14 protein-coding genes are annotated in these 18,522 nt (G+C 41.4%); 8 read left to right on the plus strand and 6 right to left on the minus strand.

What is annotated here, in order from left to right:
* Positions 1-4: 4 nt before the first annotated feature.
* Together LPA49_RS06260 and LPA49_RS06265 are read right to left on the minus strand one after the other, a co-directional pair.
* On the minus strand, positions 5-1,642 hold the full coding sequence (locus LPA49_RS06260) for a methyl-accepting chemotaxis protein (RefSeq protein WP_036966284.1): 1,638 nt from the start codon (positions 1,640-1,642) through the stop codon (positions 5-7).
* Between the two features lie 150 nt (positions 1,643-1,792).
* The gene (locus LPA49_RS06265; RefSeq protein WP_036966286.1) at positions 1,793-4,018 is read right to left on the minus strand and encodes a S9 family peptidase; all 2,226 of its coding nucleotides are present in this window, start codon (positions 4,016-4,018) and stop codon (positions 1,793-1,795) included.
* A gap of 112 nt (positions 4,019-4,130) precedes the next feature.
* Between LPA49_RS06265 and LPA49_RS06270 the strand changes: the two genes are divergently transcribed.
* Both LPA49_RS06270 and LPA49_RS06275 read left to right on the plus strand, forming a co-directional pair.
* The gene (locus LPA49_RS06270; protein ID WP_036966288.1) at positions 4,131-4,535 is read left to right on the plus strand and encodes an HIT domain-containing protein; all 405 of its coding nucleotides are present in this window, start codon (positions 4,131-4,133) and stop codon (positions 4,533-4,535) included.
* 32 nt (positions 4,536-4,567) lie between these two features.
* Positions 4,568-5,347, plus strand: coding sequence for an ABC transporter substrate-binding protein (locus LPA49_RS06275; protein ID WP_180311056.1), 780 nt, complete (start codon positions 4,568-4,570; stop codon positions 5,345-5,347).
* Between the two features lie 83 nt (positions 5,348-5,430).
* Here LPA49_RS06275 and LPA49_RS06280 read toward each other — a convergent pair whose 3' ends face one another.
* Positions 5,431-7,134 carry a Zn-dependent hydrolase gene (locus LPA49_RS06280; RefSeq protein ID WP_065979727.1) on the minus strand — a complete coding sequence of 568 codons (1,704 nt, stop codon included), beginning with the start codon at positions 7,132-7,134 and terminating at the stop codon, positions 5,431-5,433.
* A gap of 269 nt (positions 7,135-7,403) precedes the next feature.
* Here LPA49_RS06280 and LPA49_RS06285 point away from each other — a divergent pair, with 269 nt between their 5' ends.
* Positions 7,404-8,246, plus strand: a complete 843-nt coding sequence (locus tag LPA49_RS06285) for an HDOD domain-containing protein (RefSeq protein WP_036966295.1) — start codon at positions 7,404-7,406, stop codon at positions 8,244-8,246.
* Positions 8,247-8,301: 55 nt separating this feature from the next.
* Here the strand turns inward: LPA49_RS06285 and rdgC are convergent, their stop codons facing one another.
* Positions 8,302-9,210 (minus strand): recombination-associated protein RdgC, encoded by a 909-nt coding sequence (gene rdgC / locus LPA49_RS06290; RefSeq protein ID WP_036966297.1) that lies wholly within the window; start codon positions 9,208-9,210, stop codon positions 8,302-8,304.
* A 90-nt stretch (positions 9,211-9,300) separates the two neighbouring features.
* Positions 9,301-11,064: a sensor histidine kinase gene (locus LPA49_RS06295; RefSeq protein ID WP_036966299.1), complete on the minus strand. Its 1,764-nt coding sequence runs from the start codon at positions 11,062-11,064 to the stop codon at positions 9,301-9,303.
* Between the two features lie 235 nt (positions 11,065-11,299).
* On the opposite strand from LPA49_RS06295, the gene LPA49_RS06300 reads away from it, so the two are divergent.
* From LPA49_RS06300 to thrC, 4 genes are all read left to right on the plus strand, one after another.
* Positions 11,300-11,674: a response regulator gene (locus LPA49_RS06300; RefSeq protein WP_036966301.1), complete on the plus strand. Its 375-nt coding sequence runs from the start codon at positions 11,300-11,302 to the stop codon at positions 11,672-11,674.
* A 228-nt stretch (positions 11,675-11,902) separates the two neighbouring features.
* Positions 11,903-14,320: a bifunctional aspartate kinase/homoserine dehydrogenase I gene (thrA, locus tag LPA49_RS06305; RefSeq protein WP_036966303.1), complete on the plus strand. Its 2,418-nt coding sequence runs from the start codon at positions 11,903-11,905 to the stop codon at positions 14,318-14,320.
* A gap of 9 nt (positions 14,321-14,329) precedes the next feature.
* The gene (gene thrB / locus LPA49_RS06310) at positions 14,330-15,256 is read left to right on the plus strand and encodes a homoserine kinase (RefSeq protein WP_074988905.1); all 927 of its coding nucleotides are present in this window, start codon (positions 14,330-14,332) and stop codon (positions 15,254-15,256) included.
* A gap of 18 nt (positions 15,257-15,274) precedes the next feature.
* Positions 15,275-16,558, plus strand: a complete 1,284-nt coding sequence (gene thrC, locus LPA49_RS06315; RefSeq protein ID WP_065979731.1) for a threonine synthase — start codon at positions 15,275-15,277, stop codon at positions 16,556-16,558.
* 35 nt (positions 16,559-16,593) lie between these two features.
* Here the strand turns inward: thrC and LPA49_RS06320 are convergent, their stop codons facing one another.
* Positions 16,594-16,962, minus strand: a complete 369-nt coding sequence (locus LPA49_RS06320) for a hypothetical protein (RefSeq protein ID WP_036966310.1) — start codon at positions 16,960-16,962, stop codon at positions 16,594-16,596.
* Positions 16,963-17,256: 294 nt separating this feature from the next.
* Here LPA49_RS06320 and glyA point away from each other — a divergent pair, with 294 nt between their 5' ends.
* Positions 17,257-18,513, plus strand: a complete 1,257-nt coding sequence (gene glyA, locus LPA49_RS06325; protein ID WP_036966312.1) for a serine hydroxymethyltransferase — start codon at positions 17,257-17,259, stop codon at positions 18,511-18,513.
* Positions 18,514-18,522: the final 9 nt, after the last annotated feature.

Genomic DNA, 18,522 nt, shown 5'->3' on the forward strand with positions numbered 1-18,522 from the left:
TAGCTTAATCAAGTCTAAAGCGATTTACCACATCGCTCAGTGCTTGTGAGCTTTGCTTTAAGCTTTCACTGGCATCTGATAGCCCTTGGGTATTAGATAGTGACTGTTCGGTTGATTGTGACAGCTCATTGATACGTAAGTTAACTTCATCTGCCGCACTCGTTTGTTGTTCTGTGGCGCGGGCTATTTGGCTATTCATATCTTTAATAATTGTGACCAAACGCTCAATTTCACTGAGTGAGCTGCTTGCTTCACCTGCTTGTAAGACGGTTTCGCTCGACAGTTGTTGACTGGCAGATACCGCATCAACCGCAGCTTTAGCACCTGCTTGTAACTTACTGATCATGGCCTGAATTTCATCAGTACTTTTACCGGTACGGCTAGCCAGTGTACGCACTTCATCGGCTACGACAGCAAAGCCGCGCCCTTGCTCTCCCGCGCGCGCCGCTTCAATCGCGGCATTAAGCGCAAGTAAGTTTGTTTGCTCTGCTATGCTGCGAATAACATCCAGTACAGAGCCTATATTGTTACTCTCTGCTGCAAGGTCAGTGGTTACCTTACTAACCTGCTCAATATTATGCGACAGAGTTTCAATAGCGGTAATGGTTTTGTTGAGCACCTGTTTACCGGTTGAAGCATTTTGCGCCGCGTCGTTTGCTGCATGCTCAGCTTGATCTGCATTTTGGCTAACATCATGAATTTGATGAGTCATTTCTTCCATTGCGGTGGCAACTTGTGTTGAGCTGTCATTTTGCAGTTCAATAAAAGAATGATTGGTTTTAGTGGCATCATCCACATTGTGGGCGTACTGATTGACCTGTTGAGCATTTTGCGCGACTTGCTTGAGTGACTCTCGCATTTTTGCAGTGTATAGGTTGAAGTAACGCGATAGCCGAGAGACCTCATCATTGCCGTTTTCATCAAGTTGTTGGGTTAAATCACCTTCACCTTGCGAAATGTCTTTCATCATATCAGCAGCCAATTGAGTTGGTCGTAATATACTATTTGCAATTAAATAACTGAGCGCAATTAACAGACCAATAATAACCACCGCAGTGATAATGACGTGATTTCGTAGTGAAGCAAATGCATCTTCAATGGTGTCAATGTAGACACCCGAACCAATAATCCATTGCCATGGTGTGAAACCCTTAACATAGGCAATTTTGTCAACGGGTTGATCCTTTCCAGGCTTAGGCCATTTGTATGGAACAAACCCTTCGCCTTGTCGTTTAACCACGTTCACCATGTCAACAAACAGGTGTACCCCGTCGGGGTCTTTATTGTTGGCAAGTGATTTACCTTCAAGCTCTGGTTTGAATGGGTGCATAACCATCGCAGGTTGATAGTCGTTTATCCAAAAGTAATTGCTTTTGTCATAGCGAAGTGCAGCGATAGTATCCAGCGCAGCTTGTTTTGCTTGTTGTTCACTGAGTTTACCTTGTTGGAATAAAGCATAATTGTGTTCAATAATGCTGTGGGCTGACTCCACTAGGTTTTGAGTTTTGGTGTATTGTTCTTGTTCTAAAGAATCATATTGCTTCATTAAGCTTGAGATACTTAAAAAGATCAATCCAACCACCACTACACTAACCAACATGGCAAGGCGTTGTAAGATTGTAAAACGGCGTAAGTAGTTCATGTGTATTCCTTGGTCATGCTTGTCTAAAAGCAATATGTTAAGTGTAGTTAAAACAGGTATTAAATCTAGTTGTGGATGGAATACATTGAGACAAAAAAAAGGCTGATTGGACAATCAGCCTTTAGTCTAAGTTACCGAATTTAAATTTAACTATTGTACGTTAAAGTGACGGTTGAAAAAGCTTGTGATAGTTTGGTGCAAGTGTGTTTGCACACTCTTACCACGTAAACTGTGCTTAGAACCTGGGTACGTCATCATCTCAAACTGCTTTTCTTGATCTTGCAGTTGTTTAAATAACTTCGTGGCGTGAGTAAATAACACGTTGTCATCAGCCATGCCGTGGTAAATCATTAGCGGTCCTTTTAAGCCTTCAGCATAAGGGAAAACGGCACTTGCTTCGTAGCCTTTTGCATTTGTTGCAGGGTGGCCTACGTAGCGTTCTGTGTAGTGTGTGTCGTAAAGTGCCCAGTCGGTCACTGGCGCGCCCGATACACCCGCTTTGAAATAATCACCGGCTTTAAACATGGTCATCAGTGCCATATAGCCACCGTAACTGTGACCGTAAATACCTATGCGCTCAGGATCAACGTAATCAAGAGTGCGTAAGAACTCAACCCCTTTAATTTGGTCAGCGACTTCAGCAACCCCTAAGTGTTTATAGATAACGTCTTCAAACTTTTTACCACGGTTGTAAGAGCCACGGTTATCGAGTTGAAAAATAACGTAGCCTTGCTGTGCCATGTATTGGAAATACAAGTTTTTGCTGCGCCAGCTATTTGTCACTCGTTGGGCATGTGGGCCGCCGTATACGTTTACAATAACAGGGTGCTTTTTACCATCTTGATAGTTAGTCGGCTTGAATAAACGGTAATGCATTATTTGGCCGTCTTCAGCTGTTAATGTACCGTATTCAGGAGTGATTAAATCGTCTAAGTACGGTGTAAGTGGATGCGACTTATCGAGTTTGTTTTCTTCAAGCCAGGTAATAAACTCGCCGTTAATTTTACGAAGTGCGGCTGAACCTGGTTTATTAACCGATGAGCTGTTGTCGATAAAGGTTTTATTATCTTTGGCGATAACCACATTATGATAAGCACCAAGCTCTGTTATGCGCTTAATATCCCCTTTTTTGAATAACGGTGCACTGTATAAATGGCTTTCAAGAGCGGTGTCTTTACGCGCTGCAAAATACACAATGCCTTTTTTCTCATCGATTCCTTTTAAGCTATCAACCACCCAGTCACCTTGCGTGATTTGGCGGATCATCTCGCCATTTGTGCGGTACAAATAAAGGTGTTTAAAGCCGTCACGTTCAGAGGCCCACACGAAGTGTTTTTTATCGTTTAGGAACTGTAGATCAAAGTGTAAGTTAATCCATGTATCGCTTTTTTCTGTTAGGGCGACCTTTTGCTTTTTCGTTTCACTGTTGTAAAAACGCAGCTCTAACGTTTGCTGTGAGCGGTCTTGCCATTGATAAGATAGCGTTTTGTTATCTTTTAACCAGTTGGCGCGAGCAATGTAGATATCTTCGTCTTCGCCTAAATCAACCCAATCAGTTTGTTGGTTGTTAATGCTAACAACACCGAGTTTAATTTTAACGTTGTCTGTACCCGTGAACGGGTAACGCTGGTTGAAAAGCTTTACTTCATCAGCGTAAATTTCGTTTCGAATCGCTTCTTTTACAGGGCTTTCATCGACACGCGTATAGGCAATTTTTGTTTCATCACCTGACCACCAGTAGCCCGTCATGCGGCCCATTTCTTCTTGAGCCACGAATTCAGCCATGCCGTTTTTAATAACGCCACCGCCGTCTTTACTTAACTGGATTTCTTGACCCGTTTTTAAGTTCAGTGCGTAAAGGTTTTGCTCGCGAATAAACGATACAAAATGACCTTTCGGTGAAAAACGTGCATCGGTTTCGAATGCTTCGGTATCGGTCAGTTTGCGGCTTTTAGCTGAGGCAAGTTCGTAGTAATAAAGGTCGCCATTCAGTGGGAAAAGCAGTGCTTTACCATCTTTTGACCATTTATACTCTAAAATCCCTTTACCAAAGATACGCTGACGCTCACGTCGTGCTTTTTCTTCATCTGATAGGTTTTCTGGGCCTGAGAATAGTGCCGCAGAGTCAACTAATAAGCGGTTTTTGTTATCTTTTAAATTGTATTCCCACAAGTCATAACGGTTGTAGTCGTCGGTTTTACCTTGTAAGTAGGTAACGCGGCTACCATCGGGTGAGAATTTAAGTTGTACAGGTGCTTTACCTGCTAAACTAGGATCGTCAAAAATACGCTCTAGTGATAGTGGTTCAGCATTCACACTCAGTGCTGTTGCCACTATTGGTAAGGCAAGTGAGAGAGATTTAATTTTTTTTAGCACAGGGGTACCTTCGCTCGAATAAAAACTGCCACGATGTTAATGGTAAGCTTAGGCAACTGCAACTAAATGCTATAAAGTAGCAGGGGTACAACTTAGATTTAAGGACTTATTGATGAAAAATGCTGATATGCCATTTTCCTTGGCACCTGAATTACAGCGTGATTGTATTGAATTAGCAGATTGGCCACTGTGTAAAGTATTGCTAATGAATGACAGCCAATATCCGTGGTTTATTTTAGTCCCGAGAGAAGCGGGTTTAAAAGAAATTATCGACCTTTGTGAAGCGCAGCAAGTGACACTTTTACGCGAGTCGGCCAAACTAAGTAAATTATTACAGCAGGTTTTTAATCCAGACAAGCTCAATGTGGCTGCTTTGGGAAATATGGTGCCACAACTGCATATTCATCATATCGCACGCTTTAAAACAGATGCTGCTTGGCCTGCACCTGTGTGGGGTAAGTTACCGGCGGTTCCGTATTCTGATGAGCAGATTACTTCGCTTAAAGCGTATTTTTAAACGGTGAATATCGAAAATATAGTCCAGCAAATATGAAAAAGTGGCACGTTAGCGCGGCAATAATAACACGTTGTTTTTTTGTGACGATGTTATCTTTGAGTGCCTTTGAGAGTGTGGCAAAAAGTTATTATTTTGTAGGAAGTCATTTTCCTGCCATTTTAGAACAGGATCAGCACGGTTCTCCAACAGGACTCGGGGCTGACATCGTTTATGAAATAGGCAAGCGATTGGGGCATACTATTGTGATTGATATTATGCCGCTTAAACGGGCTTTAAAAATGGTTGAGCAAGGTGATGCCGATGCCATTATTGGCCCTTATAAATCGTTTCAGCGTAACCAATACATGCTCTTTAGTGCATTACCCTTTTATGAAGACCCTATTGTTTTTTATACCAAACCGAATAATGAAGTTACTTGGCGAGGAAACTTCGCCAGTTTAAAAAAAGATGTAATAGGGGTTATTCGTGGCTGGGATTATGGGGTTGAATTTAAGCGCCATGAATCGAGTTTACTGTTATCGGAAGTCGCCAATGTGCGGGCAAGTTTTTTACAATTAATGTATGACAGGGTTGATTTAATTCTAACTCACCCCCGCGCAGCAAGGCCGGTGATAGAAAGTTTGGGTATTGCCGATAAGGTGATCATACTTTCTCCTATTTTAACGGTTAATCAAGGCTATTTTGGTTTTACTAAGCAGCGAGATTTAGCGCAATTTATTGATGAGTTTAATGCTGAGTTTCAAAAAATGTTGCTAAATGGGGAAATCGTAAAACTAAACAATAAATATGGGCTGAGCTTTGTGGCGCATTAATGACTGTTGTTTAAGCATAAAAAAACGCTGCTCGAAAGCAGCGTTTTTTGTTTAAACTCGTTATTACTCAGATGAGAGTGCGTTTAGTTTAAACCTAATACCTCTTTACCTTGTTTAAAGGTCACATCAACAGGGATGTTTGCTTGGCTTAGCTTTTCTAAATCTTTAGCAAGCTCGGCTTTAATTTCACCATGAGTCGCGATTAATTGGTCGACTTTTTGATAATCGCCGTCACCTTGAATCGTTAAGATAAGGCGCGATAGTTTTGCCATCGCTAAGCTCATTTTTTCCATATTTACGCTGTATAAGCCATCTGCATTTTTAGAAAATGCACCTTCTTCGGCAAAAAAGTTAAAACGGATCATGTTTGCTTTACCATGTGCACTTGATGCACCAAAACGCACTGAGCGGAATATACCAGCCATAAAGGTGATGTAGTAATCTTCTAGCGTACCGTCAGTGATTTCACCTTTTTTAAGTAACTGCTCAACCATGTAAAGACCAAGGATATCTGCTTTACCTTCTTCAAGCGCGCTGGCATGCTCTTGCAGTGATTGACGCACAGTCCCTTTGTTGGTGATAGTGTTTTTAATTCCTAAGCCATGTGCGACTTCGTGGAACATGGTGTTTGCAAAAAACGCATCAAAGGTGATGTGTTTACGCTGCTCAGGCACAATTAATTGCTCTGAAATTGGCACTAAGATTTTGTCGAATTTAGCGCGCATCGCGTTTTTAAGCTGTAAACGGCGGGTGCCTTTTTCAAGCTGTACTTGCTCATCATTGGGCAAGTTAATAGCAATTGTTTTGCTGCCGGCATTTGAGTGGCCCGCATAGTAAACAACATCATATGCATTAAGGTCAGCGTCTGAACCCGGTACTTCTTGCTTGTACTTATCGTCTACGGGTAAGCCTTTTTGTAGCTCTGGTAAGAAAGCTGCAAACTTAGCTAAACGCTCACTCCACGCAAGGTCTTTAATTAACACGTAAGACTCGTAAGCGGCACGGTAACCAAAGAGTTGATCTTCGTAGGTTTCGATTGGACCAATAACAACATCAATTGGGTTGTTTTTCATGTCCATCCATGCGAAGTCAGAGGGTTGGAAGTTATCACTAACAAGTGCATCAGCACGCATGCTTAAGTAGTTTGCAAATTCTTTGTCATCGGCAAGTTTACTTGCTTCACGGAGTAAGTTTGCCGCTTTTTCTAGTTCCTGTGCGTATTCTACTGAGTAAGCCACGCTGTATAGTTTGCCATTTTCATCACGTTTAATAACTGAATAAAGGCCTGTTTTATCTTCAACTGTTGCGTTGTTTAACTCTTCTTTAGTGATATCGCTTGGGTAAAACTCTGCGCCAAGTGGCTTTTCTTCATAGCCAGATAAGAACACCTGATCGCCGTTTAAACGGTCCCATGGGCCGTAGTTGATATCTGCAAATTTTTGCACTTTTTCGTCATTAATTTTTGCCAAAAATGCTTCTTTGTTTTCACCAAATGCTTGACGCCAAAATAATGCATCCATGATTTTTGATGCGTCAATAAGTTTGCCAACCATTTGCTTTTGGTTATCGCTTAAGTGGCTTAAGTCTGAGGTTAATGTAAAGTCTGTATAGATATCTAAGCGGTTTCTGTCTGCATTGATTAGTTGCGGATTATTTTCTTCAGTATTTTGAGTCGTTTGCTCTGCAGCAGGCTTTGTTTGAGAAGGGGTCGCTTGTTGGTCAGAACATGCACCTAGAAAAACTGCACCAGATAAGATAAGTGCGTGGCTAATTTTATTTAATGTCATTTTTTTGCCCGTTAAAAAGAGAGAGTCGTTGCTTTGAAAATAAATGTGTAAGCATTAAAGCAAACCTAACATATAAATGGCAAGTTTACTGCGCAGTATATGATTTTAAGCAATTAAATCGGTGTCTTAAAATATAAAAGTAGATTATTACTGTGAATTTCTTAACTTTAGCGCTAACTTAGACAATACTAAAACAATAATTAATCTAACAATGTCAGTCATTAGTTTGGTTTTATAAAAGCAAGCTAATTCAAGAGGATGGCAAAGATATGTCAACAGAAAATGCACTACTGACCATTTTGGTCGACCGAATTAATAATGACACCCTAGTGTTGCCTACTTTACCTGAAGTGGCTGTAAAAGTCAGACAAGCTGCAGACAATCCTAATGTCAATTTGATGCAAATGGCCGATGTGATTTCACACGACCCCGCGCTTTCTGCCCGCATGATTAAGGTGGCGAACAGTGCCTTTATGGGGCGCTCGGTTAAGGTGACAAACCTACACCAAGCTGTAACGCGGATAGGTTTACGGCAAATTAAAAACATTGCAACGGCCATGGCAATGGAGCAACTGTTTGTATCGCACAATGAGTTGATTAAAGGCTACATGGATAAAGCGTGGCAAAAAACGCTGAAGGTGGCTTGCCACTCAATTACCTTAATGGATTTTTTCCTACGTGATAATAAGAAGACGTCATTAAATCGCGACACCATTACGCTAGCGGCTTTAGTGTATAACATTGGCGTGTTACCCATTTTAACGGAAGCCGAAAAACACCCCGAAGTATTTGCGAACCCGAGCTTTCTTGCGCATGCAATTCAAAAATTGGGAGGCAAAGTAGGGGGAGCTATTATGCGAGCGTGGGGCTTCACTGATGAATTTGTTGAAGTTGCTGAGAGCTGGGCAAACCCTAACTATCGTCCTGAGCATATTTGCTATGTTGACTTTATTCGCATAGGCGCGATCTTAGAGGGGATCCTGCAAGTATCAGATAAGTCTTCAGCATTACAGACCTATTTAGATAAAGGTGTTATTTCGTCACTTGATATGTTTAATTCAGATGAATATCACGACATGTTAAATGATGTAAAAGCGGTGTTTACTGAATAACGCATTAAAAAGCGCAGATTACGACTAATCTGCGCTTTTAGTGTCAACAAGCTGATTATAAATCGCTTGCATCTCCTAATCCTTGAGTTAGTTCTTCAAGTAATTGCTTAATTTCTTCAGATGCTAAAATGAAGTCTGCATCTAATTTTACGGCCATATCTTCTTTAGGGATATCGGCGTTTTCTTCTTTAAGTGTTTCTGAGTAGCTTAGTCGTTTTATTGACCCATCGTTTTGCAGCATGAACTTAACTCGCTCTTGCCAATCAAGTGCAAGCTTAGTCACGCGCTTGCCATTTTCTAGATGCGATTTCACTTCATCACACGATAAATCATGGCCTTTAAGTTTAACCTGTGCGCCACTATCGTCTGCTTCTTCAAGTTCTGCATCGTTGCCAATAGCGAACCCCTCAGGCGCATTAAATTGTGTTAGCCAATCGGTTAGAAACACATCGAGATCATAGTTTGCAAATGCGGGCACTACAGGTAACGACCCTAACGATTTACGTAACAAGGCAAGAAGTTCTTCGGCTTTGTTAAAACTACCACTGTTAACAACCACCCAGCCATTCTTTTGGTCAATAAATGCAAACTGTAAGCTCGACTTTTTGAATGCTTGAGGAAGTAGCGTATGCAGAATATTTTCTTTTAGTTCGTCTTTTTCTTTTTTCTTAACTGGGCGGTTTTCTTCCGCTTCAATCTGCTCTACTTTTTCAGCAACCAGTTCGTTAATAACCGCTGCGGGTAATACTTTTTCTTCACGTTTTGCGCACACTAAAATGCTATCTTGAGAAAAGTGCGATAGGGTTTGACCATGTTTACCAAAGGCTTTGGTCCAACCAAACGTTGATAACTCTTGACCACCACATGAGCGAAACAGATCTTGTTCTAGGGCTTTATCGAAGTCTTCTTGGTTGTATGATACGTCTTGTTTAAAACGGTAACAGATAAGGTTACTAAACCACATAATTAGGCTAATCCTTTCATTAAATTTGCCCAATCATAGCAATAAAAAAGTGATGCCGAAATGAATGATTTCGGCATCAGGGGGTTTTGTTTATGTATTAAACATTGAAAGTGGCTTTGGCATGTTTTTAGGGAAACTAATATGGTAATGCAAGCCTTGTCCAGGCTCGCTTGTTACTTCTATATCGCCACTGAGCGTTTGTTTTACTAAGTTAAAAGTAATGTGTGTGCCTAAACCGCTGCCGCCTTGGTCGCGCTTGGTAGTAAAAAATGGGTCAAATAGCTTTTCTAACTGCTCTTGAGTTACACCATTACCGTTATCTTTAAAGTCGATGATAACCTCATCGTCTTCTTCTTTTATAACAATCTCTATGATGCCGCTTTCTATGCCTTCGAAACCGTGAATGAGTGAATTCATGATTAAGTTAGTGAAAATTTGACTAATTGCCCCCGCAGGTAAATTGAGTGTTAAGTCTTCAGGGCAATCTAGGTTTATATGGTGCGATGTTTTTTTAAGTTTAGGGTGTAACGAGCGGATCACCTCGCCTAAATACTCTTTAAAATTAATTGTACGCACCGCTTCACTGGCTTGGTCTACCGCGATTTGTTTGAAGCTGGCGACCAGCTCAGAAGCACGGTCTAAATTACTGGTTAATAAGCTGGTGCTTTGTTTTGCGTCGTTTATAAACTCTTCTAATGCTTTCGGCGAAAGGGTTTTGTCTTTATAGGCTGCTTCAATTTGATTCAGGCGCTCTTGTAAAAAAGAGGTCGCTGTAACACCAATACCAATCGGGGTGTTTACATCATGAGTAATACCGGCAACAAGCCCGCCTAATGCGGCCATTTTCTCTGAGCCTACTAACCGCTCTTGGGCCATGTTCAGTTCATCAAGGTAACGCTGTAGTTCAGTTTGCTTTGTTATGAGCTCTTGTTCGGTTTGTTTACGTAAATCGATTTCTTCAGTTAAGGTGAACTTTTGTTTTTCTAACTCGTATTTTTGTTGCTGTAAGTCCATCATTGCTTGGCTCAAGTTTGATGTCTTACGAGCGACTTCCTGCTCTAATTGCAGGTTTTGTTGATCCAGTTTTTCGTTGCTTATCAGTAATTCTTTTTGTGTATGTTCAAGCTCTTCTCGGTACAGTACCACTTTATCAATCAGGCGATTAAATGACTCTTCCATCACTTTTAATTCGTTATGCTCACTGGTTTGAATGTCGATATGGCGACCTTCTAAATCATTGAGTTCAAGATCTTCTATTTGTTCTGTGAGCTGGGCTAAGGGTTCTGTTAACTGTTTTCTAAAGGCAATTAAGAATAGGATGATCAAAAATGTTGTTTTGATCATCGCATTACCGATTAAGAAATAAATCGAGATCATAATACGGCTAAATACGACGTCTCGGCTTGAAAATAGGGTGACATCACCCACTTGGGTGGCTCTGCCTGAAAACTCAAAAATCAGCGGAAAAGTGTAACCAAATAAACCTGACGGGGTGTCTTCAATAATCGCCTCTTCTTGCACTAGCTGCTGACTGTATAACTCATGTATGTCTAAAGAGCGCCCTAATTGTGATAACACTTCACCACTGTCATCTCGCACAATAATGCCTTCAATCATAGGGATCGCAAGTAACCCCTCAGCTGTGGTGATCGTTTGCTTAGTGTTCAGCTCCCAAATGGCGCGTGTGAGGCTGCGACTGAATGTTTTTTGCAACGTGGTTAATTCATCGCGAATGTAATCCTTGGTATTAACGTACTCAGCAATAACCTGCCCACACGTAACGACAAACGTTAATAAAAAATAAACCGAGAGCACACTGGTTAATAATTTTTTTGACAGGCTTTTTTGTAGCATGGATTATCCATAGCTCCTTGGTGAGATTTGTAATACATTCAGCTAATTCTAAAGTTAGCTAATAAATGATTAAAAATAAATAAATATATCCTTTTTTACGGGATCATTTACAGATTGTAACTAAATCATGAAAAAACTTGACCTTACTGCCTTTTAAAAAGTGTGATATAAAATTAGTCATCTTTAATTTATCCTCTATTAACGCTGTGTTTGCAACAGCGAAGATGTATATTTCATGAGTAATTCTAATTTTTCAGTGCTTGTCTGTGATGATTCAAACGTTGCCCGAAAACAGGTCGTACGCTGTTTAGGTGACTGCATCAGTGCCGACATTAAACAAGCCAGTAACGGCCGTGAGGCACTTGCTTTATTGCGGCAGCAAAACTTTGATTTGCTTTGCCTCGACTTAACCATGCCAGAAGTTGATGGTGTTGCTGTACTTGAAACGATTAAAGCCGAAAAAATAGAGTGTTTTGTGTTGGTTATTTCGGCGGATATTCAAACAGAAATGAAGCAACGAGTCGCAAAACTTGGTGCCATTGATTTTATTGATAAGCCGATAGAACTTGTCCGCTTAAAAACAACTTTGCATAAATTTGGTATTCATTAAGTCTTTATATAACCTAATTGCATAATTTATCTTTTTATTAAGGGTTGACAGACTGGCTGTTTTTAAGGCAGTCTAGGGGCTATGAAAACATTTAATCACGCAACGACCATTATTATTACAACCATCATCCTTACGGGATAGTGGCATAGGTCGGTGCAACAAAATTAAAGGCCTGTGTTCACTAGAACACAGGCCTTTTTTCGTTTATGGGATGAGGAAACATAAATAATGCGAGTATTAAAATTTGGCGGGTCGTCCTTGGCTGACTTCGCATGTTTGCAACAGGTAGCTCAGTTAGTCAAACAAGAACTTAAAGATGAAATGCTATTAGTGCTTTCTGCACCGGGCGGCATGACTGATTCACTCGTTGCGCTAGCGAGTGCAGCAGAGCAGGGGCGTGATTATAGTGAGTTATGGCATGCACTGGTTAATCGTTGTGAGCAGTTAAAGGCGGATGTAGAAGCAGAGTTTGGCGCAGTTGATAATTGGCCTAATTTAAATGACCTAAAAAATAAATTGGATGGTGTTGCATTATTAACGTGCTGCCCAGACCAAGTTAAAGCTTATGTTATTAGCTTTGGTGAGCGAGTGAGTGTAGCGCTCATGCAGCGTATGTTAAAAGAGAGTAATGCGCACTACCTTGAGGCAACCGATTGTATTGCTTCTGTTGGTGGATATATTGATGCAGAAGCAGACTTAGCTGCGAGTAAGTTGCGTTTTCGTGAAGCATTAAAAGCAGCACCAAGTACCATTTACATCATGCCTGGTTTTACTGCGGCTAATGAGCAAGGCGAGCTTACAACACTCGGCCGTAATGGCTCTGATTATTCGGCAGCAATTGCTGCAGCCTGCTTAGAAGCCGATGTTTGTCAAATTTGGACCGATGTTGACGGTGTTTACAATGCGGACCCGCGTTATATCAAAAAAGCCTCTAAAGTAGATTCGCTGTCTTATAAAGAAGCGATGGAACTTTCTTACTTTGGTGCCAAGGTGTTACACCCAAAAACAATTTTGCCATGTGCTAAAGCTGGCGTACCTTGCGAGATCAAAAATACTCATAACCCTCGCGCTGAAGGCTCTGTGATCAGTAACGATAGCGTATCATCAGAACCGGTTAAAGCGTTATCAAGCTTACAAAACCTTGCAATGTTAACGGTCTCAGGACCCGGCATGAAAGGTAAAGTGGGTATGGCATCTAAGGTGTTTAATGCCCTTGCTCATGACAATGTATCGATTGTGTTAATTACACAATCGTCGTGTGAATTTAGTATCAGTTTTTGTGTTCACGAAAGTGATTTAGCGCTGGCTCTAGAAGCGTTGCAAACGGCTTTCGAACTTGAGTCGCAAGCTGGGCTTATTGAACCCGTTCAAGTACAACGTAATTTAGCGATTGTTACTTTAGTGGGCGACAATATGCGAGCGCATAAGGGTCTTGCAGCAAAATTCTTTGCTTCATTAGCGCAAGCGCAAGTCAACATTGTGGCGATTGCCCAAGATTCAACAGAGAGTGCTATTTCTGCGGTTATTGATGGTGAGCTGTGCAATGATGCTGTGAAAGTGTGCCACGAGAACTTTTTTACACATATTCCATCAATCGATATGTTCTTATTAGGCTGTGGTTTAGTTGGTCAAGAGCTTATCCAGCAACTTGAGCGCCAGCAAGCATGGCTTGAAAAGCGCAATATTAAGCTTAATTTGTACGGTGTTGCTAACTCAAAACAACTCTATCTCGACAGTGACGGTATTGCCTTTAGTGATTGGCAAGAAAAATTAGCGGTATCGGAGCAAGGTTTTGACTTAAAACTCGTTGAGCAATTTGTGAAACAAAACCATTTAATCAACCCTGTTATTGTTGATTGTAGCTCAGCCGATAAACTCGCCGCGCAGTATGTTGATTTCTTAAATGCTGGTTTCCATGTTGTGGCTGCGAATAAAAAAGCAAATACCAGCTCATTTGCGTACTATCAAGATTTGATTTCTGCGACACAAAAGAATAACCGTAAGTTTTTATACGAAACCAACGTAGGGGCAGGTTTACCAGTCCTTGATAATTTAAAGTCATTATTTGGCGCGGGTGATGAACTTATTAAGTTCAGCGGCATATTATCAGGCTCATTGTCGTACATGTTTGGTGCTTTGCAAGATGGCCTCTCGTTGAGCGAAGCAACTGTAAAGGCAAAAGAAAGTGGCTTCACTGAGCCAGACCCACGTGATGACTTATCGGGGACCGATGTTGCTAGAAAGCTGCTGATCATTGCGCGTGAGTCTGGACTTGAACTTGAGTTAAGCGATATTGAAGTTGAATCTGTATTACCAACAGGGTTTGCAGAGGGAGATTCGGTTGCTGAGTTTATGGAAAAGCTGCCCAGTCTTGATGCTGCTTTTAATGACCGTATCCAAAGTGCAGCAAGCGAAGGTAAAGTGCTGCGTTATGTTGGCACTATTGAAAATGGTCACTGCAAAGTAGGTATTGAAGCGGTTGATAGTAAGCATGCACTTTATGATATTCGTGATGGTGAAAATGCACTGGCGATTCTTAGCCAATATTATCAGCCTCGTCCGTTTGTTATCCGTGGCTATGGTGCGGGTGCAGAAGTGACTGCCGCAGGTGTATTTGCTGATATCTTAAAAACATTATCACGCTAGGAGAAGGTTATGATCCGTATTTACGCACCGGCTTCTATCGGTAACTTTGCGGTTGGATTTGATGCTTTAGGTGCCGCATTGGCCCCTATTGATGGCAGCCTACTTGGTGATGTGGTTGAGGTATCTGCAGCTGAGCAAGACACATTTGTGTGCTCAGGAGAGTATGCCAGTAAGTTACCAGCTAACGCAGAAGAAAATCTTGCCTATCAGTGCCTTATTCATTTTAAAGCGCATGTTGCACCGGCCATGCCCACCGTGAAACTAGAGCTTAAAAAGAACTTACCAATCGGTTCTGGGCTTGGTTCAAGTGCATGCTCGGTGGTTGCCACATTTGCTGCGCTTGATCAGTTTGCTAAAACTGACTTATCGCAAGAGCAGTTGATTGAACTTATGGCTGATTTTGAGGCGATTGTGAGTGGTGGTCGTCATTACGATAACATCACGCCATGTTACCTAGGTGGTTTACAGTTAACAGGCGATCTTATTCCCAATAAATCCATTGCGTTACCGGTTGATGAGCGCTGGTATTACGTGGCAGCTTTTCCTGGCTTTTCTCTTAATACGGCAAAAGCTCGCTCGGTTTTACCCACGCAACTATCAATGCATGACAGTGTCGAGTTCGCACAAAGATTGTCTGCATTTAGTAGCTTGTTACTGACAGGGCGTTTTGATGATGCCTTATCAATTATGCGTGATGAAATTGCTGAGCCACACCGAGCGCCACTTATAAACGGGTTTAGCGAGGCGAAGCATGCTTTACCAGAACTTGGCGCTGAGATTGTGAGTATTTCGGGTGCTGGACCGACTCTTTTTACAGTGTGTAAAAGTCTAGAAGCCGCTAAGCAATGCGCAGCGTGGCTTAATGATAATTACATTAATGAACATGGTTTTTGCCATATTTGCCAGCTTGATCAGCTTGGCACACGACAGCTATAAAGAATTTAAGGAACTACAATGCAATTACATAATTTAAAAGATGCAACACAACAGGTGTCGTTTATTGAAGCTGTAAAAACGGGTTTGGGTCGTAACCAAGGCGTTTTCTTTCCAGATAGCTTGGCGCCTATTGCTGATATTGATGCTTTATTGGATTTGGACTTTGTTACTCGCAGTAGCAAAATCTTATCCCATTTGATTGGGGATGAATTACCCGCAGACACCGTTGCTGAGATGGTACAAAATGCGTTTAACTTTGATGTAAAACTTGTTGAAGTCGAAAAGGATATTTACTGTTTAGAGCTTTTTCACGGGCCAACATTAGCGTTTAAAGATTTTGGTGGGCGTTTCATGGCAGAGTGTCTTGCACAATTTAGCCAAGGAGAAAAAGTTACCATTCTAACCGCAACGTCGGGTGACACAGGTGCTGCGGTTGCGCATGCCTTTTACAACAAACCGAATATTGATGTGGTTATTCTATATCCGAAAGGCAAAATTTCGCTAGCACAGCAAAAACTATTCACTACGTTAGGCAACAACATTCATTGCTATGCGGTTGATGGCAGCTTTGATGATTGCCAAAGCATGGTAAAACAAGCGTTTCTCGATGATGAAGTAAAAGAAAAGCTAGGGTTAAACTCAGCGAATTCAATCAACATCAGTCGTTTAGTTGCACAGGTGTGTTACTACTTTGAAGCAATAGCGCAATTGCCAAAAGCGCAACGTGCTAAAGCGCATATCTCTGTACCAAGTGGAAACTTTGGTAACGTGTGTGCTGCGATGATTGGCGCTGTACTAGGGATGCCAGTGGCAAAACTTAGTGCAACAACCAACCAAAACGATACGGTGCCTCGTTTCTTGCAAAATAAAGAGTGGGCTCCTAACGCAACGATTGAATCGTTATCGAACGCGATGGATGTGAGTAAACCAAACAATTGGCCGCGTGTTCAGCACATGTTAGATAATGCATGGTTTAGTTATGATGACTTTTATTCAAGCTGTGTCGATGAAGAGACAACCAAAGAGGTGATGAAAAAAATTCATCAAACAGGGTATGTTGCAGAGCCTCATACTGCGATTGCATACCAAGGCTTAAAAGAAAACATTGCACCGGGCAGTGCGGGTATCTTTTTAGCGACGGCACACCCCGCTAAATTTAAAGAAAGCGTGGAAGAAATACTCGAGATTGAGTTACCGATGCCAAAGCCTTTAGCAGATGCGTTAGCAAAGCAATGTCTTGCAGAAGATATTGTGTGTGATTACCAGCTTTTGCGTACTGAGCTGTTAAAAAAACTGGCGTAAAAAACCATAAAAAAGAGCGGCTAAGCCGCTCTTTTTTAATGCAATATTGAATGACTATGCCGGTTTAAAATCCGCATCACAAGAATCACCACAGCGGTAATACACAGTAACACGCCAATCACTGAAACAAGTTCATTTTGTGTCCATTGGATCAAGGTATATGCCGCAATAAAAACAATAAATGGTTTAAATTCATAGTAATAATAGAGCTTTCTTTGATTTACTCGTTGACTCGAATGATCTGTGCGTCTTGCATTTGAGCGCATTCGCCAAATATTTGCACCCAGTAAAAAGAGTACGATACCAATGACTGTAGGCACCACATTATTCGCTAATGTGATGCAACTGATGCCGAGGATAAAGTAGCCATAGGGGGCGGCTTCGTAAAGAGGTTTTGCTAACATGAGATTTTATACCATCCTTGATATTTATTAAGACTATTAGGGTAGTTTGAAAATAGTAAAAAGCAATGCCTGTGTGCTATTTTTTATGCAAATGACATTTTAAAAACCTATGTAATATTTTAAATTCATAAATTTTCGTTATGTATCAATAAAAAAATATCATTATTAAAACACTGTGAAATAAATTCAATCCCTGTTTAAATATGTTCATCTTTACACGATAGGCAAATGTGCGTTTTCAGCGTACAATATAGCCTTCAAAAAAACACCATACACGTTGCCTTAGGAGACCCCATGTTAGAACGTAGCATGAATATTTCGGATTTCGATCCAGAGTTATTTGCAGCCATCACTAAAGAGACGGCTCGTCAAGAAGAGCACATCGAACTGATCGCGTCTGAAAACTACTGTAGCCCACGCGTGCTAGAAGCACAGGGTTCTCAGCTTACAAACAAATATGCTGAAGGTTATCCAGGCAAACGTTACTATGGCGGTTGTGAGCACGTTGACGTTGTTGAACAATTAGCAATTGACCGTGCAAACGAGTTATTCGGCACAGACTACGCAAACGTACAACCGCACGCTGGTTCACAAGCTAATGCGGCTGTTTTCCAAGCGCTTCTTCAGCCACATGACACCGTACTAGGTATGAGCTTAGCTCATGGTGGCCACTTAACGCATGGTTCACACGTTAACTTTTCTGGTAAAACGTACAACGCAATTCAATATGGCCTAAATGAAGAAACGGGCGAAATTGATTACGCTCAAGTTGAAGCACTAGCACTAGAGCACAAACCAAAAATGATCATTGCGGGTTTCTCTGCATACTCAGGTATCGTTGATTGGGCTAAGTTCCGTGAAATCGCTGATAAAGTGGATGCGTACTTATTCGTAGATATGGCACACGTTGCAGGTCTTATTGCGGCTGGCGTATACCCAAGCCCAATCCCTCACGCGCATGTTGTTACAACAACAACTCATAAAACATTAGCGGGTCCTCGTGGCGGTCTAATTGTTTCTGCGTGTGGTGATGAAGAGATCTATAAAAAGCTTAACAGCGCCGTATTCCCGGGTGGCCAAGGTGGTCCTTTATGTCACATCATCGCTGCTAAAGCGGTTGCGTTTAAAGAAGCATTACAGCCTGAATTCAAAACATACCAAGCGCAAGTGGTTAAAAACGCACAAGCAATGGTTGAAGTGTTACAAGAGCGTGGCTATAAAGTTGTTTCTGGTAAAACAGACAACCACTTATTCCTTCTAGACCTAATTGATAAAGATATCACAGGTAAAGATGCTGACGCTGCCCTTGGTAATGCAAACATCACAGTAAACAAAAACTCAGTACCAAATGACCCACGTTCACCGTTTGTAACGTCGGGTCTTCGTATTGGTTCTCCGGCAATTACGCGCCGTGGTTTCAAAGAAGCTGAGTCTAAAGAACTTGCTGGCTGGATCTGTGACGTACTAGACAACATCAACGATGCATCAGTACAAGCAGAAGTAAAAGAGAAAGTTAAAGCAATCTGTAAAAAACTACCTGTTTACGCTTAATTGCTGGTT

This window comes from Pseudoalteromonas sp. MB41 (assembly GCF_020966275.1).
GTDB classification, from domain to species: domain Bacteria; phylum Pseudomonadota; class Gammaproteobacteria; order Enterobacterales; family Alteromonadaceae; genus Pseudoalteromonas; species Pseudoalteromonas lipolytica.

Coding starts and splice junctions, on each gene's coding strand:
- LPA49_RS06260 (WP_036966284.1), bottom strand. CDS start 1,642: ATGAACTACTTACGCCGTTTTACAATCTTACAACGCCTTGCCATGTTG.
- LPA49_RS06270 (WP_036966288.1), top strand. CDS start 4,131: ATGAAAAATGCTGATATGCCATTTTCCTTGGCACCTGAATTACAGCGT.
- LPA49_RS06275 (WP_180311056.1), top strand. CDS start 4,568: ATGAAAAAGTGGCACGTTAGCGCGGCAATAATAACACGTTGTTTTTTT.
- LPA49_RS06280 (WP_065979727.1), bottom strand. CDS start 7,134: ATGACATTAAATAAAATTAGCCACGCACTTATCTTATCTGGTGCAGTT.
- LPA49_RS06285 (WP_036966295.1), top strand. CDS start 7,404: ATGTCAACAGAAAATGCACTACTGACCATTTTGGTCGACCGAATTAAT.
- rdgC (WP_036966297.1), bottom strand. CDS start 9,210: ATGTGGTTTAGTAACCTTATCTGTTACCGTTTTAAACAAGACGTATCA.
- LPA49_RS06295 (WP_036966299.1), bottom strand. CDS start 11,064: ATGCTACAAAAAAGCCTGTCAAAAAAATTATTAACCAGTGTGCTCTCG.
- LPA49_RS06300 (WP_036966301.1), top strand. CDS start 11,300: ATGAGTAATTCTAATTTTTCAGTGCTTGTCTGTGATGATTCAAACGTT.
- thrA (WP_036966303.1), top strand. CDS start 11,903: ATGCGAGTATTAAAATTTGGCGGGTCGTCCTTGGCTGACTTCGCATGT.
- thrB (WP_074988905.1), top strand. CDS start 14,330: ATGATCCGTATTTACGCACCGGCTTCTATCGGTAACTTTGCGGTTGGA.
- thrC (WP_065979731.1), top strand. CDS start 15,275: ATGCAATTACATAATTTAAAAGATGCAACACAACAGGTGTCGTTTATT.
- LPA49_RS06320 (WP_036966310.1), bottom strand. CDS start 16,962: ATGTTAGCAAAACCTCTTTACGAAGCCGCCCCCTATGGCTACTTTATC.
- glyA (WP_036966312.1), top strand. CDS start 17,257: ATGTTAGAACGTAGCATGAATATTTCGGATTTCGATCCAGAGTTATTT.